The organism is Pseudoalteromonas sp. MB47, from assembly GCF_011319765.1.
Classification (GTDB): Bacteria; Pseudomonadota; Gammaproteobacteria; order Enterobacterales; family Alteromonadaceae; genus Pseudoalteromonas; species Pseudoalteromonas simplex.
In genome coordinates, this window is sequence record NZ_VFBD01000006.1 from 202,282 (window position 1) to 220,158 (window position 17,877).

At 42.3% G+C, this 17,877-nt stretch carries 18 protein-coding genes; 3 read left to right on the forward strand and 15 right to left on the reverse strand.

The window, feature by feature from the left end:
- Positions 1-17: 17 nt before the first annotated feature.
- Together IMPJCBKJ_RS03565 and IMPJCBKJ_RS03570 are read right to left on the reverse strand one after the other, a co-directional pair.
- Positions 18-971, reverse strand: coding sequence for an ion transporter (locus IMPJCBKJ_RS03565; protein ID WP_138598883.1), 954 nt, complete (start codon positions 969-971; stop codon positions 18-20).
- A 9-nt stretch (positions 972-980) separates the two neighbouring features.
- Positions 981-3,650, reverse strand: coding sequence for a bifunctional acetate--CoA ligase family protein/GNAT family N-acetyltransferase (locus tag IMPJCBKJ_RS03570; protein ID WP_054552675.1), 2,670 nt, complete (start codon positions 3,648-3,650; stop codon positions 981-983).
- Positions 3,651-3,819: 169 nt separating this feature from the next.
- Here IMPJCBKJ_RS03570 and IMPJCBKJ_RS03575 point away from each other — a divergent pair, with 169 nt between their 5' ends.
- A complete protein-coding gene (locus IMPJCBKJ_RS03575) occupies positions 3,820-4,536 on the forward strand; it encodes an SIMPL domain-containing protein (RefSeq protein WP_054552674.1) in 717 nt (238 codons plus the stop codon).
- Here IMPJCBKJ_RS03575 and IMPJCBKJ_RS03580 read toward each other — a convergent pair.
- From IMPJCBKJ_RS03580 to IMPJCBKJ_RS03620, 9 genes are all read right to left on the reverse strand, one after another.
- The gene (locus tag IMPJCBKJ_RS03580) at positions 4,525-5,781 is read right to left on the reverse strand and encodes an oligosaccharide flippase family protein (protein WP_138598885.1); all 1,257 of its coding nucleotides are present in this window, start codon (positions 5,779-5,781) and stop codon (positions 4,525-4,527) included. The genes IMPJCBKJ_RS03575 and IMPJCBKJ_RS03580 overlap by 12 nt on opposite strands.
- Before the next feature lie 4 nt (positions 5,782-5,785).
- Positions 5,786-6,469 (reverse strand): hypothetical protein, encoded by a 684-nt coding sequence (locus tag IMPJCBKJ_RS03585; protein WP_166338842.1) that lies wholly within the window; start codon positions 6,467-6,469, stop codon positions 5,786-5,788.
- A gap of 99 nt (positions 6,470-6,568) precedes the next feature.
- Positions 6,569-8,404, reverse strand: coding sequence for a DUF885 family protein (locus IMPJCBKJ_RS03590; protein WP_166338844.1), 1,836 nt, complete (start codon positions 8,402-8,404; stop codon positions 6,569-6,571).
- Positions 8,405-8,444: 40 nt separating this feature from the next.
- Positions 8,445-9,578, reverse strand: coding sequence for a radical SAM family heme chaperone HemW (gene hemW, locus IMPJCBKJ_RS03595; protein WP_166338846.1), 1,134 nt, complete (start codon positions 9,576-9,578; stop codon positions 8,445-8,447).
- Complete coding sequence (locus IMPJCBKJ_RS03600; protein WP_058586594.1) at positions 9,575-10,174, reverse strand: XTP/dITP diphosphatase; 600 nt, start codon at positions 10,172-10,174, stop codon at positions 9,575-9,577. The genes hemW and IMPJCBKJ_RS03600 overlap by 4 nt, the downstream gene beginning before the upstream one ends.
- 7 nt (positions 10,175-10,181) lie before the next feature.
- Positions 10,182-10,622 (reverse strand): DUF4426 domain-containing protein, encoded by a 441-nt coding sequence (locus IMPJCBKJ_RS03605; RefSeq protein ID WP_054552668.1) that lies wholly within the window; start codon positions 10,620-10,622, stop codon positions 10,182-10,184.
- A 58-nt stretch (positions 10,623-10,680) separates the two neighbouring features.
- A complete protein-coding gene (locus tag IMPJCBKJ_RS03610) occupies positions 10,681-11,214 on the reverse strand; it encodes a YggT family protein (protein ID WP_058586592.1) in 534 nt (177 codons plus the stop codon).
- Positions 11,215-11,237: 23 nt separating this feature from the next.
- On the reverse strand, positions 11,238-12,059 hold the full coding sequence (gene proC / locus IMPJCBKJ_RS03615) for a pyrroline-5-carboxylate reductase (protein WP_138598890.1): 822 nt from the start codon (positions 12,057-12,059) through the stop codon (positions 11,238-11,240).
- 17 nt (positions 12,060-12,076) lie between these two features.
- Positions 12,077-12,790 carry a YggS family pyridoxal phosphate-dependent enzyme gene (locus IMPJCBKJ_RS03620; protein ID WP_138598891.1) on the reverse strand — a complete coding sequence of 238 codons (714 nt, stop codon included), beginning with the start codon at positions 12,788-12,790 and terminating at the stop codon, positions 12,077-12,079.
- Positions 12,791-12,792: 2 nt separating this feature from the next.
- Between IMPJCBKJ_RS03620 and IMPJCBKJ_RS03625 the strand changes: the two genes are divergently transcribed.
- Positions 12,793-13,833 carry a type IV pilus twitching motility protein PilT gene (locus tag IMPJCBKJ_RS03625; RefSeq protein WP_054552664.1) on the forward strand — a complete coding sequence of 347 codons (1,041 nt, stop codon included), beginning with the start codon at positions 12,793-12,795 and terminating at the stop codon, positions 13,831-13,833.
- Positions 13,834-13,847: 14 nt separating this feature from the next.
- A complete protein-coding gene (locus IMPJCBKJ_RS03630) occupies positions 13,848-14,981 on the forward strand; it encodes a PilT/PilU family type 4a pilus ATPase (RefSeq protein ID WP_054552663.1) in 1,134 nt (377 codons plus the stop codon).
- 67 nt (positions 14,982-15,048) lie between these two features.
- On the opposite strand, the gene ruvX is transcribed toward IMPJCBKJ_RS03630, so the two are convergent.
- The 4 genes from ruvX to rsmE all read right to left on the reverse strand — a co-directional run bounded on the left by ruvX (position 15,049) and on the right by rsmE (position 17,857).
- Entirely contained in the window at positions 15,049-15,498 is a 450-nt protein-coding gene (gene ruvX, locus IMPJCBKJ_RS03635) for a Holliday junction resolvase RuvX (protein ID WP_054552662.1), read from the reverse strand.
- 20 nt (positions 15,499-15,518) lie between these two features.
- Positions 15,519-16,076 (reverse strand): YqgE/AlgH family protein, encoded by a 558-nt coding sequence (locus tag IMPJCBKJ_RS03640; RefSeq protein ID WP_054552661.1) that lies wholly within the window; start codon positions 16,074-16,076, stop codon positions 15,519-15,521.
- Between the two features lie 24 nt (positions 16,077-16,100).
- Positions 16,101-17,054, reverse strand: coding sequence for a glutathione synthase (gene gshB / locus IMPJCBKJ_RS03645; RefSeq protein WP_166338848.1), 954 nt, complete (start codon positions 17,052-17,054; stop codon positions 16,101-16,103).
- A 68-nt stretch (positions 17,055-17,122) separates the two neighbouring features.
- A complete protein-coding gene (gene rsmE / locus IMPJCBKJ_RS03650) occupies positions 17,123-17,857 on the reverse strand; it encodes a 16S rRNA (uracil(1498)-N(3))-methyltransferase (RefSeq protein WP_166338850.1) in 735 nt (244 codons plus the stop codon).
- Between the last annotated feature and the right edge of the window lie 20 nt (positions 17,858-17,877).

The window sequence follows — 17,877 nt, forward strand, 5'->3', positions numbered from 1 at the left end:
AAAGCTTTACCCTTTAGTTAATCTTGGCGTTTACCGCAGTGGCGGCAATATAAATTACGATTGCGGTTTTTAAGTTCGTTATGAATCGCTTTGTTCGCCTCTTGCTGACTTAAGCCTAGTTTATAGCGTAAGTTCTCTAAATGTTCTTCTTCAACTGGCGATAAGTGGCCGTCTTCAATGGCTTCATGTACTGCATCGGTAAACACTTGTCTGCGTTTACGTAACTGTTCAGAAAAGCTTGAAGCTAGCAAACCAGTTGGAATTGCCACCATGCCCATACTCACTAGTGTGATAGCACCACCAAATAAGCGGCCTAGAGGAGTCACAGGCACCACATCGCCATAACCAACGGTTGTAAGTGTCACCATGGCCCACCACATTGCAGCAGGTATAGAGCCAAATTTATCGGGCTGCACATCATGTTCAATTAAATAAATACCGCATGAGGCGATGATCAAGACCACGGCCATTATAAAAAATGCAGCAAGCAGTGAACTGCTTTCTTCTTTAAACGAGTTTAGTAATAGCTGCATCGCTCTTGAATAACGAGTGAGCTTAAAAATACGCATTAACCTAAGTACTCGTAAGAAACGTAAATCAACACTCACAAACATCATTAGAATGGTGGGTAAAATCGCAATGAGATCAATCAGCGCCATGGGCGAGAAGAAATACCTAATACGAATCTTTGAGTTTCTCAGCGTGCTTTCTTTGTGCACGCTTTTATCTACACATGACCAAAGCCTGAGCACATATTCTAGGCTGAAAATAGCAACAGAAATCAGCTCAATCATTAAAAATTCATAATGATACTGCTTTGCTAAAGGGCCAACCGACTCCAAAACAATTGCCACTACATTGATCATGATCAGCGACATCAAAAACACGTCAAGTGCGCGTCCTACACGTCGATATTTACCATTACCTTCAAAAACTCGTGCAGTGTAATTTCTTAAACGATGCAAAATAATGATCCAGTTTTAGTTAAGTTTTAGCACCATATTAATGCTGCCTTCTTCAAAGTCGCGGGTGATCTTAAACCCAAGTTTTCTTGCCAGCTCAATCATGCCAGTATTTTCAGGTAAAGTGATCCCTGAAATTTGTTTAACGCCTTGGTTTTTACAATGCTCAATCGCCGCATTCATTAATATTGTACCAAGCCCTAAACCTTGGCAATCAGAGCGCACCACAATTGCAAACTCAGCATCGAGCTTGTCTGGATCCATCAACACTCGAGATACCCCTAATGTACAGGCTGAACCATTTTGCTCTTGGCTGACAATAAACGCCATTTCTCGGTCATAATCAATTTGCGTCATTTTCGCGAGCTGATCATGATTAAATTGCGGTAATTCACCGAAGAAGCGCTTATATCTGTCTTCTTTGCTCAATGATTGATCAAACTCTAAGTGTGCTTGCTCATCTTCCGGTTTGATAGGTCTTAACTGTGCTTGGGTATTATTTTTAAGGGTTACTTCTTTAACTAATTCAATTGGGTAGGGACGAATACACAAGCGTTTACGGTTCGCTTTTGCTTTATAACGGCTAAGACCAATGGTCGCATCAAGGACCAAAAACTGCCCGTTACTGGCTAAAATTGGATTAAGTTCAACACTGGTGATATCAGGTTGATCGATAACCAGCTGCGAAATACGGGTGAGTAGGGCGCATAAACGGTATTTATCGACTTTTTCTGGTAGCACGCGGTCTTTAAGTACGCCTTTATCGTGCGCCGCAGCTATTAGGTATTTTGCCAAGTTCATATTAAGTGGCGGTAATGCCACTGCAGCTTGTGCGAACTCAAGTCCGGTGCCAGCTTCACCTAGTAAAATCACCGGACCAAAGTTAGGCTCTGTTTTGATGGCGATACGTAGCTCATTAGCACCCGCTCGCGGCGCCATTTTTTGCAGTGAGAAACCTTCAATATGGGCATCAGGGTAGGTGTTTTTGATTCGTAGCAGCATGGCAAAGGCTGTTTGCTCAACTTCTTGCGCATCATTTAAATTAAGGACAACACCACCGACTTCTGATTTAGAAGGAATACTTGGGCTAATTAGTTTTAACGCTACCGGAAAACCCAGCTCAATAGCTTGTTCTTTGGCTTCTGTTGGCGTGTAAGCAACCTCAGTTTGAATACAATCAATACCATAATGAGTGAGAATTTGACTAGCTTCATGGGTTGATAAATAGCTCTGCTCTTCGGCTAAAAACTCGCTCACCACAGAGCGTGCAGCGTCTTTATTTATTTTTGCATCATCGGTGTTTGATTCTGGTGTTTGTGTTAAATGCTTTTGGTTACGACGATAACTTACTAAGTGCATAAAGGCACCCACCGCACCTTCAGGTGTACGGTAGGTTGGAATAGCGTTATTGGTACAGACTTTACGTGCAGCATAGGCGGCATCTTCACCCATAAAGTTAGTCATAACATAAGGGCGAGCCATTTTTGGGATTTTTTCCAAGGTTTCAACAATGATCTCTGCATAATCTTCACTCGGTGCAAGTGCTGAAGGAGTATGGATGATCAGCAAGTTTTTGACTTCTTTGGCTTGTAGTAAGATTTCTAAGGCTTGTTGATAGCGTCTTGGCGCTGAGTCACCAAAAATATCCACCGGATTTGAGGTCATTTCTGATTGCGGGATGACTTTATTAAGCGCAGCTCTAGTCTCATCGCTGAGCTCCGCCAGCTTTCCTGAGCTTTGCAAGAGCGTATCCACAGCCATGACACCTGGGCCGCCGCCATTGGTTAAAATGGTTAGCTGCTCGACTTTAAGAAGTTTTGGGTGCATTGCCAGCGTTTGTGTCGCAGCGAAAAGCTCTCGTAAGTCGTTTACCCTAAGCATACCTGCTCGCTGAAATAGCGCATCATAGACTGCATCTGAGCTTTGTTTGCCACCAGTGTGTATTTCTGCAGCTAGGGCACCAGCACTGGTTTTACCGGTTTTAATGGCGATTACGGGTTTGCTAAACGCAGCGGCTCGCGCTGCGGAAATAAAGCTGCGAATATCTTCAATATTATCGATATATAACAAAATAGCTTTAGTTTTTGCATCTCGGCCTAAAAAGTCGAGTAACTCATCAAAGTCGATATCTAGGCAATCACCCACAGATACAAAATATGAAAAGCCAATTTCTTTGTTTTTCGCCCAATCTAGAATGGTTGAGCAAACAGCCGCAGATTGCGATACAAAAGCAAGCTTTCCTGGGCTTGCAACCGTATGTGAAAAGCTGGCATTTAAACCAATATGAGGAATAAGTAAGCCCAAACAATTAGGCCCAAGTAAAGAGACATTTGCCTCAGCAGCTGCTTCTTTTAATGCGTGCTTTTGGTCGACGTTTAAACCCGCTGCAATTACCACCGCATGCTTACAACCAAGTTCTCCAAGCTCATTAATGATGTTAATTAAAGTATTTTTATTAGTACAAATAACCGCAAGGTCGGGCACTTTAGGTAGTGCAGCAATGCTTGGGTAGGCTAATACCCCGTGTACAGCGCTGTGATTTAAACTAACAGGCATGATTGGGCCTTTAAAGCCCCCCTGTAGTAAATTACGCATCACCACAAAGCCCGCTCGGTTAGGGGAATTTGAGGCGCCAATCACCGCGACCGATTTAGGATTAAAAAATTGGCTAATACGTTTAACGCTCATGCTGTTTCCTTCGCTTGCGATGTTTGTTAAAACTTCAGGGTCTGTTAAGTTTAATACACTCAAACTAGAACCGACACGCTTCCAAAGTATTAAAAGTTATACTCATAAGATAACCTGTTTATAACTACTTTTCGAGTCAAAAACAGTGACCTACATCAAGGAGAAAAGCATGAATAAAGCGCAACCATTTAATATCGTTATTGCAGCGTGTGCATTGGCGGTCGGTTTGCTCGGATTAGGTTTTATATTGAAAAGTGCAGCCCTTGATGTAAAGGGCATGGAGCGCACAGTTCATGTTAAAGGGCTAGCAGAAATGGAAGTGCCAGCCGACACCGTTATCTGGCCTTTACAGTTTTCTGATGCCGATAACAACCTTGAAAAACTAGTGGGTCGAGTTGAAGAGAAAAGTGATGCGGTTGTGGCTTTTTTAAAACTACATGGTTTTAGTGATGAAGAAATCAGCCTTGGTAGCCAATCGATTATTGATAAACAAGCTCGCGAATATGGCGGCGAGAATCAGCAGTTTCGTTATATTGCTCGTAATAATGTCATTGTTTATTCAAATGATATTGAAAAAGTGCAAAATGCCTTAGGCGCAGTAAGCCAATTAGCCAAACAAGGCATTGCGATAGTACAAGATAATTACGAAACGCGGATTCAATATTTATTTAATGGCTTAAATGAAATTAAGCCAAATATGATTCAAGAAGCAACCGAAAAAGCCCGCGAAGTAGCAATGAAATTTGCCAAAGATTCACAGTCTAAATTAGGTAAAATTAAAACAGCGCGTCAGGGGCAGTTTTCAATTTCTGATAGAGATTCAAACACACCTCAGCTGAAAAAAGTGCGTGTAGTTACCAGTGTTGAATATTATCTATCTGACTAAACCCAATACCACAGATAAAGGTAGCCGCATGCGTGTGCACACAATCACCATGCGGCAAATCGCTCCAAGCATAAAGCCGCCACTAAACGCCACAGCCACCCCCAATAAGCCAAACTGATCTTTTAATAGTACTGCCATTAAAACCGTGACACTGGTTGCACCAAGTAAGACATACAAGTTGATAAGCGGGTTGCCTTTTAACTTGATCATGCTACTGGCTAAAATTCTTGCTGGTAATAATAATTGCCCGAGTAACAGCAGCATTAAAATCCAAAATCCTTCTTGTAATTGGCTTTCGCCATAGAGAGTGAGTAGTGGCTTTGCGAGCAAGGCAAGTAGCAAAATAGCGGCAAAGTTAAAACGCCATACCACTTTCATTAACTCGCTAAGTTGCTGCTCGGTCGTCTCATCGGCCATTAAAATGGGTTTTAAATATTGGTTGGCGGCATTGCCTAAAATAGTCAGTAAGCCAGCAATCACTACCGCAGGAAAGAAGATACTCACGCCTTGTGCACCAAACCAGTGATGCACTAGTAAGACATCGAGTTTTGCTACCAACACGGTGCCTGCACCACTGGCGAGCATGATCAATGAGTCTTTACACCATTGCTTGGTTTGGTAGCGGGCAGTGCTTGCAACGATCATTTTTTTGATTAACCAATATTGATAAATGACTACGCACAAGATGCTACAAAACAACAAGATACAAATCTCGACTAACGATAAGTCGCCACGTATCAAGTACACGAAAAAGCAAAACCCCGCTGTTAGCAATTCAAAAATACACTGCTGCGTTATCAGGCCAATTTTTGGTTTATTCAAAGCCACTAAAAAAGCCGATTGGCTCTGCATAATGGCGCCAATCGGCACCAGTAATAGTAAATAGGCCACATGCTCTTGAGCGCTTTGGTGCGGTGAAATAGCCTGAAAGCTAATCACCACAGCAGCGACAAAAATCACCCCGAATAAACACGATGCAGCTAAATAAACATGTTTTAAGCCGCGTAGTAAGTCATGTTGCTGAGCTTTGTAGAGCGGGTAGCTAATACGCATTAAAGATGATGCAAAGCCCATACTCGCAGGTAATAACAAAATTTCACACAGTGCGAGTAACGCCGCGAAAGTACCAAACTCATCAGTACTTAATAACCTTGCAAGGCACAAGGTAAGCACAATACGGCTACCATGGTTAAGGGCGGTAAAACTACTGAGCGATAAAAACGCTTTAACAACATCTTTATTCATGGAGTTATTGATTGAGCGCGTTTAATAACTGTGCCGTTGGCACTTGCAAATAGGCCGCGCAAAGCAGCACTTTACTGTCGCTACTCGTTGCTTGATTGGCACCATAAAATTGCTTAAGGGTATTTACCAAGGCGCTGACTGCGCTCGGGCTGTGACTTTGGTCGACTTCCATCATGGCTAATAATGCAGAGAATTCATGTTTGGCTAGCATCTGAGTCGTGCTGTTTAGCGCTATAAAGCAACCTATAGGAGTGAGCTGCTGCTTATTTAATGTTTTTAACGCTATGCCTAAGCTTTCATTGCTTTCAAATAACATTAACGAACGCAAGTAATTAAAGGGGAGGTTATTAGCCTGACACTGCGTAAATAAGTGATGTAGTAGGGTATTGCCTTGGTTGTCGGTAATACAAAAAGCATTTTGAAACTTAAGACCAGGCGTGAAAAAGCTCAGTTTATCGATATCATAAATTAAGGCTACAGCTTCACTTGGCAGCGGGCTTGCTTCGAGTAAATGCGCTGCCACATTTTGTAAAAACAAGTATTTAACTTCACTACTGCACGCTAATTGATAGATATGCTGTAATTGTGCCGCTTGCAAAACTCCCGATAAACTTTGGTAATCGGCAATGAGTTCTTTTAACTGATGATGTTGAAGCCGGCTGTTCAATTGCTCAATCGCGCTTTGCATGGAGATACTCGTTTTTTATTATTTATACATTTATAGCTCAACTACTTGTTTAAATAAATAAAAAAGGCCGCTGAGCGGCCTTTTTCAAGTCTTTATTGCTTAAGCTGCTTGTTTTTTAGCAACCCATTGGTCAACAAACTTCTCTAGTACATTTAATGGTACTGCACCATTTTTAAGTACTACATCGTGGAATTCACGAATATCGAATTTATCGCCTAGTTTTTCTTTAGCCGCTTCACGAAGCTCTAAAATTTTCAACATACCTACTTTGTATGCCGTTGCTTGTGAAGGCATTACAATGTGACGCTCAACCATTTTAACGCCATCAGACGTCGCATTTGGTGTGTTATTTACGTAGTAGTCGATACCTTCTTGACGTGTCCACTTCATTGCGTGGATACCTGTATCTACTACTAGGCGACATGCACGCCATAATTCCATCGCAAGACGACCAAAATCTGAATATGGGTCTTCGTATAAGCCCATTTCTTTTGGTACTAGCTCAGAGTATAAACCCCAACCTTCAACATACGCTGTGTAGCCGCCAAACTTACGGAACTTAGGTACACCTTCAAGCTCTTGCGCGATAGCAATTTGCATGTGGTGACCAGGAATACCTTCGTGGTACGCAAGTGCTTCCATTTGGTATGTTGGCATTGCTTCCATGTCGTAAAGGTTTGCGTAATAAATACCTGGGCGTGAGCCATCTGGCGCAGGTTGTTGGTAGAACGCTTTACCAGCTGCTTTTTCACGGAATGCTTCAACAGCTTTTACTTTAAGGTCAGCTTTTGGCTTAACAATGAATAGCTCGTCTAGACGAGATTTCATGTTATCGATAAGCGCTGTTGCTTCATCAAGGTAGCGTTGTTTACCTTCGGCTGTGTTAGGGTAGTAGAACTGCTTATCAGTTTTCATGAATTGCATGAATGCTTTAAGGTCACCTTTAAAGCCTACTTTATCTTTGATTGCACGCATTTCGTCGTGAATGCGCGCGACTTCAGCTAAACCGATAGTGTGGATTTCTTTCGCTGTTAAATCAGTTGTTGTGGTACGTGCTAAAGCGTTGTTGTAGAACGCTTCGCCGTCAGGGAATTTCCAAGCACCATCACGGTCATCAGCGCGCTTTTCTAACTGAGCTAAGAAGTTAATTAGCTTAGTGTAAGAAGGTTTTACTGCTGCTTTTAGGGCTTTTTCAGCGTCGCTGATAAGTGCAGATTTTTCGCTGTCAGCAATCTCTAATGCGTTAACTTTACGTTTAAAGTCAGCAAGTAACGTTGAGTCTTCACCATCATGGAATGGTGCGCCGCGTAAGATATTATTGCTTGAATCAATCACGTGTGGGAAAACAAATTTAGGCGCGATAATGCCTTTATCTGCACGTACTTCAAGGTCTTTGATTAGTTGATCAATAACCGTTGTAACACCATTTAAACGTGAGATATACGCTTTAGCATCAGATACATCGGCAATTTGATGTTGGTTGATTAAAAACGCAGGGATCATCGAGTGAACACCAAACATTTGGTTCACAGGGTAGTTGTAATGGCGCCATTTGAAATCAGCAATTTCGTTTTCTAAATCTTGCTTTTTAAGGTCGTAGCTTACTTTTGTTGCGTCATCTAATAGCTCGCGGTTAATTGCGTTAAGCGCAACTAGGTCAGCTTTAGTTTGTTCAAAGTCTTCTAAAACGCGCTCTTCGCTGCCATCATCCCATTTATCGTAATCTTTTTTGATGCCCATGTATGTTTGATAAATAGGGCTTTTCATTACATCACGGTTAAAAGTATCTTCGAAGAAGGCGTTAGCTTTATCGATTTCACTTTGTACAGGTTGGCTTTGTACACTTGGTGCAGGCTTCGGTTGCTCTTGCATTTGTTGGCAGCCGCCAAGCAATGCAACACTTACCGCCGCAGCGATGAAGGTCAGTTTACGCATTATCGTTCCTTTGTAGTTGTTAGAAATTTAATTATAATTCTTAAACGAATAATTCTAGCAGGTCATTTAAAAAGCGATGGCCTTTTTGGCTTACCTGCCAGTTATCTTTATCATCAATTAGTAAGCCTTTTGCAATTGCCTCAGTCAAGGCTTGTTCCTGACTTTGCAGTGACAAACTTGTAAGCAAAGGTAAATCAGCTTTGGGGCAGGGTTCGACTAAACGAAAACGATTCATAAAGAATTCAAAAGCTAAGTCGTCTTCTGCTACTTGCCATTGCTGATATAAATACGGTTTGGCAAGATCCATATAACCTCGTGGGTGTTTTACTTTCACCGTACGGGTGATGACTTTATTTTCATCAGTAATTTTACCATGGGCACCGCAACCGATACCGAGATAATCGCCAAATCGCCAATAATTCAAGTTATGACGGCATTGGTAACCGGGCTTCGCGTAGCCTGAGATCTCGTATTGCTCATAACCTGCTGCTGCGAGTAACGCTTGACCTTGTTCTTGAATATCCCAAAGGGTGTCGTCATGAGGTAAGGTCGGTGGCTTAGAAGCAAACTGCGTATTTGGCTCAATGGTTAGTTGATACCAAGAGATATGAGGAGGATTAAGGGCAATAATTTTTTCAAGGTCGCTTAAGGCGTCTGCAACAGATTGCCCTGGCAAGCCATGCATTAAATCAAGATTAAAACTGTTTAGCCCCGCTTGGTGTGCTTGTTTAGCCGCATAACTTGCTTCATCAGCACCATGAATACGACCAAGGGCTTTTAGCTTGTCGTTTTGCATACTTTGCACACCAATCGAAATACGATTGATGCCAGCGGCAACATATTCTTTAAAGCGACCTGTTTCGACGGTACCTGGGTTTGCCTCTAGGGTAATTTCACAGTCATCAGTTAGGCCAATTAATCTGTCGACTTCAACAAGTAGGCGAGTATATGCGTCACCGGTTAATAAGCTTGGCGTGCCGCCGCCAATAAAAATGCTGTGGATTTTACGCCCTTGCACTAAGTGCAAATCGGCCTTGAGATCATCAATAAGATGCTGAACGTATTCTTTTTCGGGGATTGTGCCTTTTTGACCATGGCTATTAAAGTCACAGTATGGGCACTTTTGCACGCACCAAGGCACGTGCACATATAAACTTAAAGGCGGTAAACTCACAGGCCGCCTTTTTGCTGCAATTGCGCAAGTAGTTGTTTTAAAGCCTGGCCGCGATGGCTAAGGGCATTTTTTTGCTCTTTAGTTAACTGAGCGCTAGTGCATTGCTCAGACGGTACATAAAACACCGGATCATAACCAAACCCACCCTGACCATCTTGGCTATGAGTGATTTCGCCTTCCCAACTGGCACTACAAATAAGCGGTGTTGGATCGTCGGCGTGGCGCATTAATACTAATACACACCAAAAACGCGCACTACGAACAGGATTATCAGCAAGCTCTTTTAGTAACTTGTCGATATTATCTTGATCGCTAGCACCCGCACCGGCAAAGCGTGCAGAGTACACACCTGGCGCACCATTTAGGCCGTCTACTTCAAGGCCTGAGTCATCAGCAATCGCAGGCATGCCTGTGATCTTTGCTGCATGGCGCGCTTTAATAATGGCGTTTTCAACAAATGTGGTGCCTGTTTCAGGCACGTCTGGCACTTGAAAATCGCTTTGTGGAACCACGTTAATATTAAGTGGGCTGAGCATGCTTGCCAGCTCTTTTACTTTGCCAGGGTTACCCGTGGCTAAAACCAAGGTGTTGTTCATAGGTCTATTAATCTACGTAAAATTTTTGCTGAAATTTCAGCGTTTGTAGTTTGCCGTTTTGATTAATTTCGATATCAAAACGGTAAATTTCTTCGTTGCTGTAATCGATTTGCGCGAGGTAATAAATCGCATCGCCTTCAACAACTTCTTTAAATGTAAGCTGCTTTTTATTACCAAGTAGGTTACGTGCAGTGCCAGTTAAAGTTGCTGTCTGCGCTGTTTTATCGCTGTTTTTTAATACCGAAATATTAATAATCCCTTTGCTAGGGCTACGCTCTAAATCATAGTTTTTAGCAATGTTTGGCTGAATAAAAGTCGATGGAAATGCAATGTAATGAACTTCCCAAGGGCCAAGAACCTTGTACTGGGCGCCTGCTTGTTCATCAGCTTTGGCAAAGGTTGTAAATAAACTCAATACAATCAAAGAAAAATAAATAAATTGCTTCATGGTATATCTCACTTAACAAAAGAGGCCTTTCGGCCCCTTACTGCTTCACGTTAAACGCTTAGCCAATTAAATCCATTACTAAAAACTGTAAAAACTGTAGACCAATAATCAACACTAAGATTGATAGGTCTAGCCCACCTAGTGGTGGGATAATCTTACGAATAGGGCGCAACATTGGCTCAGTTAGCTGGTGGAATACAGCCTCAATAGGGTTGTAGCCTTGGCTTACCCAGCTAAGTAAAGCACGAATAATTAATACCCAAAATAGTAAGTTTAAACCTTCTTTAACGACCGTAATTAACGCTTGAATAAATACCGGACCTGGCGCCCAAGCATTATAAAACATCAGAAAAATAACACTGAGTTTGGCTACAGCGACTAAATAAGCAAGCACTAACGAGGCAATATCAAAGCCACCCACTCCTGGGATGATTTTACGAAGTGGGTTCACTGCGAACGAAGTGGCTTTCACCACAAACTGGCTCATAGGATTGTAAAAGTCAGCTTTTGCCGCTTGTAACCAAAAGCGTAAAAGGACCACCATTAAAAAGAGATCAAAAATAATCCCAACTAAAAAGTGCATGGCTTGCATAGTTTTACCTTCAAAAAGTAAGCTTAAAGTTCTTTTTCCATCGCTTCAGCGCGAGCGATACAGGCATCCATTGCATCTGCAACAGTACCGACTAAACCTTGTGATTTAAGATGCTCAACAGCTTCGTGAGTCGTACCACCTTTAGAGGTTACGTTTGCACGTAGCTGAGAAATACTGATGTCTGGTTGCGACAGTGCCATTTCGGCTGCACCCAGTGCGGTTTGTTGCACTAAACGGCGCGCATCTTCATCACTAAAGCCAAGTGCTTTCGCTTTTTCTTCAATAGCTTCCATAAATAAGAAGAAGTAAGCAGGTGATGAGCCTGTAACAGCAATGATGTCGTTGATTTGTGACTCTTGCTCAACCCACACAACAATGCCTGTACACTCAAAAACTTGTTGTACAAACTCGTGCTCTTCAGTGGTTTCATCCGCGCCATAAAGGCCAGAAACACCACGGCCTAGTAATGATGGTGTATTTGGCATACAACGCACCATTTTCACATCTTGACCTAGCATTTCTCGTAAACGGTTTACGGTAAGACCTGCTGCTACTGAAATAAATAGCTTGTCGCTAAAATCAACGCCTGAATCTTGGAATGATTGGCAAAGATCGCCCATCATTTGTGGTTTAACAGATAAGACAATCACATCAGCATCGCGAAGTGCCGCGTTGTTATCCGCGGTAGTCTGCACCCCGAAATCAGCAGCAACCTTAGCTAATTTTTCTTGGTTGCGATTGGTTGCAATGATGTTTTTTGCTGCAAAACCGTTCTTTACCATGCCGCCAATGATGGCGTAGCTCATGTTACCCGTGCCTATAAATGCGATTTTTTTGTCTGACATATGTCTGTTATCACCTTTTAATTTCGTTGGCCAAATATATCCGTGCCAATGCGTACCATGGTTGAACCCGCTGCAATCGCCGCTTCAACATCGTTACTCATACCCATCGACAAGGTGTCTACTTGGGGATATTGGGCCTTTAGTTTATCAAAGCAAGCGCTTAATTGCTCAAAATATTGTAATTGTAGCTGGGCATCGTCGGTTTTGGCAGGAATCGCCATCACACCGCGCAGGCATAAATTAGGGCATTGACTGATAAATTCGGCCAATGCCATTAGCTCGTCTGGGTGGCAGCCTGACTTAGCCTCTTCTAAACTAATATTAACTTGAATTAATACATTGAGTGGGGCTTTGTCGGCTGGTCGTTGCTCATTAAGACGTTTTGCAATTTTAGTGCGGTCAACACTTTGTACCCAATCAAAATGTGTGGCTACTTGGGCACTTTTATTCGATTGAATAGGGCCGATAAAGTGCCAAATAATGTCTTTATAATCAGCCAATGCTGTGACTTTTGTTACCGCTTCTTGAACGTATGATTCGCCAAACTGGCGTTGACCATGCTTATAGGCAGCAATAATATCGTCGGCAGGTTTTGTTTTTGAAACAGCCAATAGGTTGATTGATTGCTCATCGCGGTGATTATTTTTTGCAGCTTGAGCAATTCTTGCGTAGGCGGATGTAAGTCGTTCTGCTATTGTAACCATATAATTATCAGTTGGTTGTGGAGTCATAAATGGATATTACCGAATTATTGGCCTTTAGTGTGCAACACAAAGCCTCGGATTTACACTTGTCATCAGGCGTATCACCTATGATACGTGTTGATGGTGATGTGCGTCGTATTAATATTCCAGCATTAGAACAAAAAGATGTAAATAGTCTGGTATACGATATTATGAACGATAATCAGCGTAAGGACTATGAACAAAATCTCGAAGTGGATTTTTCTTTCGAAGTGCCAAACCTTGCGCGTTTTCGTGTTAACGCATTTAATTCAAACCGTGGTCCTGCGGCGGTGTTTCGTACTATCCCAAGTGATGTTTTAACGTTGGATGATTTAGGTGCGCCTGATATTTTTAAAACCATTGCCGATAACCCTCGTGGTTTGGTGCTAGTCACCGGCCCTACCGGTTCTGGTAAATCAACTACTTTGGCGGCGATGGTCGATTACATTAACCAAACAAAACATCATCATATTTTAACTATCGAAGATCCTATCGAATTCGTACATGAAAATAAGCTAAGCCTTATTAACCAACGCGAAGTTCACCGTGATACGCATAGCTTCTCTAATGCACTTAGAAGTGCACTACGTGAAGATCCGGATGTAATCTTAGTGGGTGAGCTTCGTGACCTTGAAACAATCCGCTTAGCAATGACTGCGGCAGAAACGGGGCACTTAGTGTTTGGAACCTTGCATACTACCTCTGCACCAAAAACCATTGACCGTATTATTGACGTGTTCCCAGGTGAAGAAAAAGACATGGTGCGTTCAATGTTGTCAGAATCATTGCGTGCCGTAATCTCGCAAACTTTACTTAAAAAGGTAGGCGGCGGCCGAGTAGCAGCCCATGAAATCATGATTGGTATTCCTGCAATCCGAAATCTGATCCGTGAAGATAAAATTGCGCAAATGTACTCATCAATTCAAACTGGTGCATCGCATGGCATGCAGACCATGGACCAATGTTTAGGTAATTTGGTTAACTACGGCATTATTACTAATGTTGATGCGCGAGCTAAAGCGCAAGATAAAACCCAGTTTGGTGGCTAACGGAGCTATATAAAATGTCTTTACCTTTAAATCATTTTTTGCAAGTCATGATCGACAAAAAAGGCTCTGACTTGTTTGTTTCTAGCCAACTGCCAGTCAGTGCAAAAGTAAACGGTGAATTAATACCTTTAAGCGATGAAAAACTCTCAGATGAGGATTCACTCGCTTTGGTCGAGTCAGCAATGAACGACAAACAGCGCAAAGAATTTCATGACAGTAAAGAGTGTAACTTTGCGATTGCTACTGATGAAGGTCGTTTCCGTGTTTCTGCTTTTTGGCAACGAGACAGGGCTGGAATGGTTATTCGCCGTATCGTAACACAAATTCCTGATGTGAATGAACTTGGTTTGCCATCAACGTTAACCGACGTGATTATGGCAAAACGTGGCTTAGTGCTATTTGTAGGTGGTACTGGTACGGGTAAGTCAACCTCGCTTGCTGCGCTTCTAGGTTATCGTAACCGCAATCAACGTGGTCATATTCTTACTATTGAAGATCCTATCGAATTTGTGCATGAGCACCGTAAAAGCATTATCACTCAACGTGAAGTTGGTCTTGATACAGAAAGCTTTGAATCAGCGCTGAAAAGCTCGTTGCGTCAAGCACCTGATGTGATCTTAATTGGTGAGATCCGCTCACAAGAAACCATGGAATATGCACTCAGCTTTGCAGAAACAGGTCACTTATGTGTCGCAACACTGCATGCGAACAATGCCAACCAAGCCATTGATCGTATCATGCATTTGGTGCCTAAAGAAAAGCACGATAAGTTAAAGTACGACCTTGCACTAAACCTTCGCGCCATTGTTGCTCAGCAGTTGGTGCCAACTGCCGATGGGGAAGGGCGTGTCGCTGCTATCGAAATTTTGCTTAACTCACCCATGGTGGCAGAGCTTATTAAAAAAGGCGATATCGGTTCTATTAAAGAGACTATGGCTAAATCGAAAGAAATGGGCATGCAGACCTTTGACCAAGCATTATTTGAGCTTTATAAACAGCGCCGCATTAACTATGCTGATGCGCTGCACCATGCTGACTCGCCAAATGACTTACGTTTAATGATTAAGCTACAAAACAATGAACAAAAAGGGGCTGGTTTCTTACAGGGTGTGACTATTGATGGCCTGGACGAAAAAGGTAAATCTTAGTTAAAACAAAAGGGAATTACATGCCAGCACTGTCTGTGCTGGCACTCTTTAAATACGTTGAAGGCGCCTACTCACCATAAAACTGCTCAAAAAAGCTTTCTAAGATAATCACAGCAGACATGTTATCAACATTACCTTTGCCAAGGTTTCGGTAGCCACCTTGTTCGAATAAACGCGCTTTTGCGTCTGCGGTGGTTAGTCGTTCGTCTTGCGTTTCAACCGGTATAGCAAAGTGGTTGTGTAAGCGGTTAGCGAACTTCTTAGCTTTAAAAGTAACTTCTTGATTGGTGCCATCCATATTAAGCGGTAAACCAACCACCATTAAATCGGGTTGCCACTCGTCCACTTGTTTTTTAATTAGTTGCCAATCTGGAATACCATCTTTCGCTTTTACAGCTTGTAAACTTGATGCTGTTCCTGTGAGTTCTTGACCAATGGCAATACCAATACTTTTGGTGCCAAAGTCAAAACCCATTACGGTGCGTTCACCGAGTGCCTTAAACGTTCGTTTTGTCATAGTCTTAAAAATTATAAATGTTAAGCATGGCCTGCTTCAGAGCTTAATTGACCGACATCAAAACCCAGCATCGAAACCGCTTTTTCCCAACGTTTTTCAACAGGTGTATTAAAGATGATCTCAGGGTCTGCTTTGATAATTAACCATGAATTCTCCAGCAGTTCTTGCTCTAACTGTCCTTGATCCCAACCAGCATAACCCAATGTGATAATAAATTGTTCTGGTGCTTCACTCGTTGTTAGGCTTGCTAACACATCCTTTGAAGTGGTGATCATAATATCACTGCTGAGCTTTTGACTCGCTGCATAACCAGGCTTTGGTGAGTGCAAAACAAAACCGCGATCGGTTTTTACAGGCCCGCCAGCATATACAGCTAAGCCTGCTGCTTGTTTACTTTTATCGTTATCAATTTCGATTTTATCGAGAAGCTCGCCCACGGTGATATTGATAGGCTGGTTAATTACCAAGCCCATCGCACCATCTTGGTTGTGCTCACAAATATACGTAACAGCACGCTTAAAAAAAGGGTCTTGCATGCTTGGCATTGCGATTAAGAAATGGTTCTCTAATGACTGCATAGGTCGCCCCTTTTGTTGTTTAAATTAAGTATGGCTCAGTTTTCTTTCAATGGCATCAAATAAGTGACCAGTGATTGAAATGTCAAAAGCAGCTTCAATCTCTTTTACACACGTTGGCGCAGTGACATTGATTTCAGTTAAACGATCGCCAATGATATCTAGACCAACAAAAATAAGGCCTTTTTCTTTCAGTGTAGGTGCAACAGCCTCTGCAATTTTACGGTCTGAATCACTAATTGGACGTGCTTCACCTCTACCACCTGCTGCCAAGTTACCGCGCGTTTCGCCATTTTGCGGGATACGCGCTAGGCAGTACGGCATTACTTCACCATCAACCACAAGAACGCGTTTATCGCCTTGCTTGATTTCAGGGATATAATTTTGTGCCATTGCAAAACGACTACCATGCTCGGTTAATGTTTCGCAGATCACACCAATATTGGCATCATCTTCTTTAACTCTAAAGATAGAAGCACCACCCATACCATCAAGGGGTTTTAAAATAATATCTTTATGCTCAGCTAAAAATGCACGAATGTCTGCTTGGCTACGTGTTACTAAAGTATCTGGCGTATGTTCGCTAAACCAAGCCGTGAATAGCTTTTCGTTGGCATCGCGTAAGCTTTGCGGCTTATTGATAACCAGCGTACCAGCTTGCTCAGCACGCTCTAAAATATAGGTAGCGTAGATGTACTCAGTATCAAAAGGCGGATCTTTACGCATTAAAATAACGTCTAAATCAGCTAAAGCAATGGTGGCTTTTTCTTCTAATTCATACCAGTGATTAACATCATCAAATACACGGGCTTTGGCAGCTGTTGCATAGCCTTGACCTTGACGTAAAGAAAGGTCATCCATTTCCATGTAGTAAATTTCGTAACCGCGCTTTTGTGCTTCCATCATCATTGCAAAGCCAGTGTCTTTTTTAATATTAAAGCCACTAATTGGATCTGAGATTATGCCTAGCTTAATTGCCATATTTTTGCCTTAGAATCGTATGCCATACTGTGTTTTGTTACTTTGATATATGGGTATTTTTACTGTTTTCAATTCGCTAAATCGCCAAACTGCAATTGTAATGCGCTCAATACCGTCAGAGCGGCTGTTTCTGTTCGCAGAACACGTGGCCCTAAGCGGATATCAACAAAGTCTTGCTGTTTAGTAATGTTAATTTCTTCATCGGTAAATCCACCTTCAGGACCGACTAAAAAGCGTACCCCTTCACTGGGGATTTGAATCGTTTTAATACTGTGCTCAGCACGCGGGTGCAAAGTAAGTTTAATCGCATCACTTGCTTGTTCTAGCCACTCTTTTATATCGATAGGCGGGTGTACAACAGGCACAACGTTGCGGCCAGATTGTTCAGCCGCGGCAATTGCAATTTTTTGCCATTGTTGATGTTTTTTAGCAAGGCGATCGCCACTTAGTTTTACGCCACAACGTTGACTAAAAATAGGGGTGATTTCTGTAATACCAAGCTCGACTGATTTTTGAATAGTGAAATCCATTTTATCACCACGAGAAATACCTTGGCCTAAGTGAATCTTTAAAGGCGACTCAACATCATGATCAACAAATTCCTGTGGCTTAACGACCACGTTTTTTTTGCTCACTTCAATAATTTCACTGAGGTATTCACCTCCTTCACCATTAAAAATCGAGACCTTATCACCGACTTGCATGCGCAATACGCGGCCAACATGACCTGCGGCATCATCATCTAGTGCTACTGGGGTGTTTAAAGAAATCGCTGAAGGTTGGTAAATGTGTGGAACTCGCATGACTGTCACTTATCAATAAA

Coding starts and splice junctions, on each gene's coding strand:
- IMPJCBKJ_RS03630 (WP_054552663.1), top strand. CDS start 13,848: ATGTCTTTACCTTTAAATCATTTTTTGCAAGTCATGATCGACAAAAAA.
- rsmE (WP_166338850.1), bottom strand. CDS start 17,857: ATGCGAGTTCCACACATTTACCAACCTTCAGCGATTTCTTTAAACACC.
- proC (WP_138598890.1), bottom strand. CDS start 12,059: ATGTCAGACAAAAAAATCGCATTTATAGGCACGGGTAACATGAGCTAC.
- IMPJCBKJ_RS03610 (WP_058586592.1), bottom strand. CDS start 11,214: ATGCAAGCCATGCACTTTTTAGTTGGGATTATTTTTGATCTCTTTTTA.
- ruvX (WP_054552662.1), bottom strand. CDS start 15,498: ATGACAAAACGAACGTTTAAGGCACTCGGTGAACGCACCGTAATGGGT.
- IMPJCBKJ_RS03585 (WP_166338842.1), bottom strand. CDS start 6,469: ATGCAAAGCGCGATTGAGCAATTGAACAGCCGGCTTCAACATCATCAG.
- IMPJCBKJ_RS03640 (WP_054552661.1), bottom strand. CDS start 16,076: ATGCAGTCATTAGAGAACCATTTCTTAATCGCAATGCCAAGCATGCAA.
- IMPJCBKJ_RS03605 (WP_054552668.1), bottom strand. CDS start 10,622: ATGAAGCAATTTATTTATTTTTCTTTGATTGTATTGAGTTTATTTACA.
- IMPJCBKJ_RS03590 (WP_166338844.1), bottom strand. CDS start 8,404: ATGCGTAAACTGACCTTCATCGCTGCGGCGGTAAGTGTTGCATTGCTT.
- IMPJCBKJ_RS03625 (WP_054552664.1), top strand. CDS start 12,793: ATGGATATTACCGAATTATTGGCCTTTAGTGTGCAACACAAAGCCTCG.
- IMPJCBKJ_RS03580 (WP_138598885.1), bottom strand. CDS start 5,781: ATGAATAAAGATGTTGTTAAAGCGTTTTTATCGCTCAGTAGTTTTACC.
- gshB (WP_166338848.1), bottom strand. CDS start 17,054: ATGGCAATTAAGCTAGGCATAATCTCAGATCCAATTAGTGGCTTTAAT.
- IMPJCBKJ_RS03575 (WP_054552674.1), top strand. CDS start 3,820: ATGAATAAAGCGCAACCATTTAATATCGTTATTGCAGCGTGTGCATTG.
- IMPJCBKJ_RS03600 (WP_058586594.1), bottom strand. CDS start 10,174: ATGAACAACACCTTGGTTTTAGCCACGGGTAACCCTGGCAAAGTAAAA.
- IMPJCBKJ_RS03620 (WP_138598891.1), bottom strand. CDS start 12,790: ATGACTCCACAACCAACTGATAATTATATGGTTACAATAGCAGAACGA.
- IMPJCBKJ_RS03570 (WP_054552675.1), bottom strand. CDS start 3,650: ATGAGCGTTAAACGTATTAGCCAATTTTTTAATCCTAAATCGGTCGCG.